At 70.3% G+C, this 4,807-nt stretch carries 3 protein-coding genes; 1 reads left to right on the plus strand and 2 read right to left on the minus strand.

Features of this window, described 5'->3' with window-relative positions; genetic code table 11:
* Both B8460_RS11220 and B8460_RS11225 read right to left on the minus strand, forming a co-directional pair.
* On the minus strand, positions 1-799 hold a 799-nt coding region (locus tag B8460_RS11220), incomplete at its 3' end, for an FUSC family protein (protein WP_199445620.1).
* 69 nt (positions 800-868) lie between these two features.
* Complete coding sequence (locus B8460_RS11225) at positions 869-3,292, minus strand: TonB-dependent receptor (protein ID WP_148360546.1); 2,424 nt, start codon at positions 3,290-3,292, stop codon at positions 869-871.
* Positions 3,293-3,530: 238 nt separating this feature from the next.
* Here B8460_RS11225 and B8460_RS11230 point away from each other — a divergent pair.
* Positions 3,531-4,807 (plus strand): histidine kinase (locus B8460_RS11230; RefSeq protein ID WP_048861687.1); only part of this gene is annotated, 1,277 nt, incomplete at its 3' end.

Consider the following 4,807-nt stretch of genomic DNA (forward strand, 5'->3'; position numbering starts at 1 on the left):
GGGCGGCGACCGTGCGCCAGCCGGAGGCCGCACCGAACAGCCCGGCGACGGCCGCACGCAGCGTCGGACGGCGGTGACGCAGGGTCGCCCGCTCGCCGATCGCGTTGTCGATGTCCGGGTCGAGCGCCGCCGCCGCGCGGATCAGCCCCCGCCGCGCCGGTCGGCTGTCATGCGGCGTCACGCCGGCCGCCAGGAAACTGTCGCGCAGCCCGTCGCGCATCCCCGCCATCACCCGGCCCATGCGGGCGGCGAGCAGCGCGCTCGTGTGACCGAGATCGGACAGGCTCAGCACGACCGTCGCGCAGGCGATGCCGACGGTGATCTCGCTCGCGCGGTCGAGCGCGAGGCGGAAGGCGTCGTCCGGCGCGTTGATCGAACCGCCCGCGATGATCGCCGCCGTGTAGCCCGCCAGCATGGCGGCATAGGACGGCGGCCCCTTCAGCAGGGTGGAGATGTAGCTGCACAGCCCCGACCAGACGACCAGCGCCGCCAGGAAGCCCACGCGCGATTGCGGCAGCGCCGCCGTCAGCACGACGAGGAACACCGCGCCGACCGCCGTGCCGATGAAGCGGTACTGCCCCTTGCGCAGCGAGGCGCCGAGGATCGGCTGGCAGGTGATGGCGGCCGAGGTGCCGGCCCAGCCCGCCTGGTCGAGTTGCAGCCAGAACGCCACGTACAACGCCAGACAGACGGACGCCGCGAGCCGCAGCCCGTAGGCGAGCGGCGGCCCGGCCTCGCGCAGACGCGCCCAGACCTCGCCGCCTCCCGCCGCGGCCGCGCCGCCCGCCGTGTCAGCCACGCCCTGCATGGCTCCGACCCTAGCGCGACCGCGTCGCGGCTCCTATCGCCGCGCGCGCATAAGCCTTGTTCAGAAAGTCACGCGTACCCCGGCATAGCCGCCGATCGGCGCGGCGGGGCTGTAGGAGCGCGGGTTGGTCGCCCCCGGCGCCTGCGCCAGATAGACGGAGCTGGTCGGCGAGAACGTGCCGAAGGTGTAATATCGTTGATCGCCCAGGTTCTCGATCTGGCCGAACACGGCGACGTGGTCGGTGAGCTGATAGCTGGTGTCGAGGTTGAGCACGACATAGCCCGGCAGCTTCGGCTGCAGATTCGCCTCGTCGCCGAACAGGTACTGGCCGGACGCGGCGATGCCCTGCAGGCCCACGGTCCACTTGTCGGTGACGTTGTAGTTGACGCCGAACTTCAGCAGGTGCGCCGGGATGCCGGGCAGCACGTTGCCGGGACGGACGTTGATGTTGCCGCTGGCATCGGCGCCCGGATTGTTCTGGCTGCTTTCGGTGAAGCCGGTCTGGAACGTCGCGTCCGTGTAGGAATAGTTCACGTAGTATAACCAGCGGTCGTTCTTGAGCTGCACGCCGGCGTCGATGCCCTGGCGCTGCGTGTTACCGACGTTCTGGAAGAAGGCGAGGCCCTGCTGCGGGCTGTTGACGAAGATGATGTCGTCGGACAGGTCGGAGCGATACAGGTCAAGGTTGTAGCTCAGCTTCGCGCCGTCGAGCGCGCCCGTCAGGCGCGTGTCGCCGCGCAGACCTACCTCGTAGGTCTGGCTCACCACCTGCTTGAGGTTCGGGTCGCCCACGAAGAAGTTCGCAAGGCTGCACGGCGCGGTGGGGCCGGCGCAGGACAGTTCCGCCGGCGTCGGCGTCCGGTTCGACACCGCGTAGCTGGCATAGGCCGTCAGCCAGTGCGTGATGCGGTAGGTGCCGCCGAGGCTCGGGTTGAAGTGGTTGTAGCTGTGGTTGCCGTTCAGCGCCGTGCCGATCTGATCGGCGAGGTCGATCTGCGCGATGTTGAACCGGCTTGCCGCCGTCAGCGACAAGCGGTCCGTCACGTCGAACGTGTCGGTGATGAACAGGCCGCCGTAATTGTCGGTGATGCCGACGCCCACCGGCCCGCCATCGGCCTGCGGCGCGCCGACCGTCACAAAGGGGCCGCCGAACACGCGGGTGATCGGGTCCTGACCGCCGACCTCCGACGAGGCGCTGAACTTCGTATAGGAGCCGTCATAGCTCGCGCCCGCGACGAGGTGGTTGTGGAAGCCGAAGATGTCGTCGTGGTTGCTCACCTGCGCCGACGTGCCGTAGCTGTTGGTGTTGGTGCTCTGCAGGTTCAGCACCGAATACGCGGTCGGGTTGGAGCCGAGAAAGGCGGTGATCGGCGTGCCGCTGCGGTCCAGCGCGTAATTGCCGTTGTTGTCGCACAGGTTGTTGCTGCCGTCCGTGCAGGGGGCGAAGTTGGTGACGTTGCCGTTGATGACCTTCTGCTCGAAGTTGCTGTAATAGGTCACGCTCTGCAGCGTCGTATTGGTGGCAAGCTGCACGTTGCCGTTGGCGCTCAGCAGCAGGTATTTGTTGGCGACATAGTTGGGCGCCGTGAACTGCAGCGCCGGATTGACCTGCAGCAACTGCACGGGCGAGGTGCCGGGGCCGTTGAGCGCGTCGTCGGCGGCGGTGACGTTGATGTGCAGCTCGGCGTTTTCGCCGCGCCAGCCGAGATCGCCGAAGATGTTGTAGATGTCGGACGACTGCCCGTCGCGCCACCCGCCGGAATGCAGCACGTCGCCGGCGACATAGGCCGCCGTGTCGTCACGCTGCACGCCATACTGGAACTGCCCCTCGACCGTGCCGAACGAGCCGCCGCGCAGGATGCCCTCGGCGCCCTGATAGGTGAAGCCGTTCTTGGTCTGCACGGATATCGAACCGCCGAGGGCGTTGAGGCCGAAGACCGGGTTCGACCCCTCCACGTTCACCCGGTCGATCGCGATGCTGGGCAGCAGATCCCAGTTCACCGTGTCGCCGAACGCCTGGTTGAAGCGCACGCCGTTGAGGTAAACGGCAAGCCCCTGCGAATTGCCCTGCAGCGGCGAGGCCTGATAGCCGTGATACAGCAGGTTCGGCTGATACGGGTTGCCCGACGCGGAATCGAGCGTCAGGCCCGGCACCTGCTGGTTCAGCGAGTTCAGCAGGGTCGGATTGCCGGTGCGCGACAGGTCGGCGCTGTTGAGCACGCTGACCTCGCTCGGCACCTTGTTCTTGTCGATGCCCGCGCCGAGCAGCGGGGTGCTGCTGATCACGTCCACCTGCGGCAGTTCCGTCGCCGCTCCCGTCCCCGCCTCCGTGCCCGCCTCCGTGCCTGCCCCGGGCGCGCCTGCCGCCGTCGTGCCCGCCTGATCGGCCGCCACCGCCGCCGGCACCGCCTGCGCGGCCGCCTGCGGGACATAGGCCGCCGGCACGAGGCCCAGCAGCGCCAGGCGGGTCATTGTCTTGCGCACGTCACGTCTCTCCCGAACCCACGTCGCCCGTCGATGACGGTTTGTTCATGCCGACATAGACGGGGGGCGGCGCGGCCGGTCAACGCCAAACTATGCCGTGGGCGACGGCGCGAAATGCCGCCGCCGTCGCAGTTTGTGCAGCCCCGCGCGGCGGCGCGGCCATGCGGCGGATTGGGTGGGCGGGCCGCTTCGGGCGGGGGCGCTTGCGTGCCGCTGCCTTCCGCATGAGGGTGCGGCCATGAGGTCGTTGCGCGCGCGCCTGGTGCTGGTGCCGACCGCCATCCTGTTCATCGGGCTGGCGGCGACGTTGCTGTTCATCGTGGGCGGCGCCCGCGCGCGCGTGCAGGCGGAGGTGGGGTCGGGCATGCGGCTCGGCGCGCTGGTGGTGCGCGACGCGCTGCATGCGGCGGCGCGCGCGCCCGATCCCGCCGCCGCCTATGCCGAACTGCGCGCCGATTTCCCCGAGGTGCGGCATGTCCGCTTCGACACCGGCGTGGAGTCGCCGGCGCCGCTGCCGGCCGCCGTCGCGCCGCACTGGTTCGCCCGCCTGCTCGCCCCGCCGCGGCAGACGATCCGCTTCCCCGTGACGCTGCCGGGCGTGGTCGCGCCGCCCATCGTGATGCAGAGCAACCCGGCCGACGAGATCGACGAAATCTGGTCGGAGGTGCTGCTGCTCGCGGCCGTGCTGGCGGGCGTGTGGGCGGCGCTGACGGCCGTCATCTCGGCGACGGTCGCGTGGTCGCTGCGCCCGCTGCGCCTGCTCGCCGGCGCCTTCGACCGGCTGGAGCGCGGGGACCATGCGCATCTGCCGGTGACGGGGGTCGCGGAACTGCGCCGCATCGCCGCCCCCTTCAACCGCCTCGCGGACGCGCTCGCACGCGTGACGCGCGACAATCACCTGCTGATCGACCGGCTGATGTCGGTGCAGGAGGCGGAGCGGCGCGAGCTCGCGCACGAGCTGCACGACGAGATCGGGCCGTCGCTGTTCGGCATACGCGCCGATGCCGCCTGCATCCGCCGCTGGTGCCGCGACCGCCGCGATCCGCTGGTCGCGACGATCGAGGAGTGCGCGACCTCGATCGACGCGCTCACGGACGGCATCCAGCAGATCAATTACCGCATGCTCGACCGGCTGCGGCCGCTGGTGCTGAACGAGATGGGCCTCGCCGACGCGGTGCTGGCGCTGGTGGACGGCTGGCGCGCGCGCCTGCCGGAGGTCGTGTGGTCGGTCGGCGTGCAGCCCGGCATCGCGCCCGGCGACGAGGAGCGCGCGCTGACGCTGTATCGCTTCGTGCAGGAAGGGCTGACCAACATCGCCCGCCACGCCGGAGCGCGCCATGTGGTCCTCAGCCTCGGGCAGGCGCCGGACGGCACGCTGTCGGCGCGGCTGGCCGATGACGGGCGCGGGCCGCCGCCGGAAATGCGCTACGGCTTCGGCCTGCTGGGCATGAACGAACGCGTGCGGCGGCTGCGCGGGCGGCTGTCGGTGCAGGCGGGCGCGGCCGGGGGCACGGT

This window comes from Acidisphaera rubrifaciens HS-AP3 (assembly GCF_000964365.1).
GTDB lineage: Bacteria > Pseudomonadota > Alphaproteobacteria > Acetobacterales > Acetobacteraceae > Acidisphaera > Acidisphaera rubrifaciens.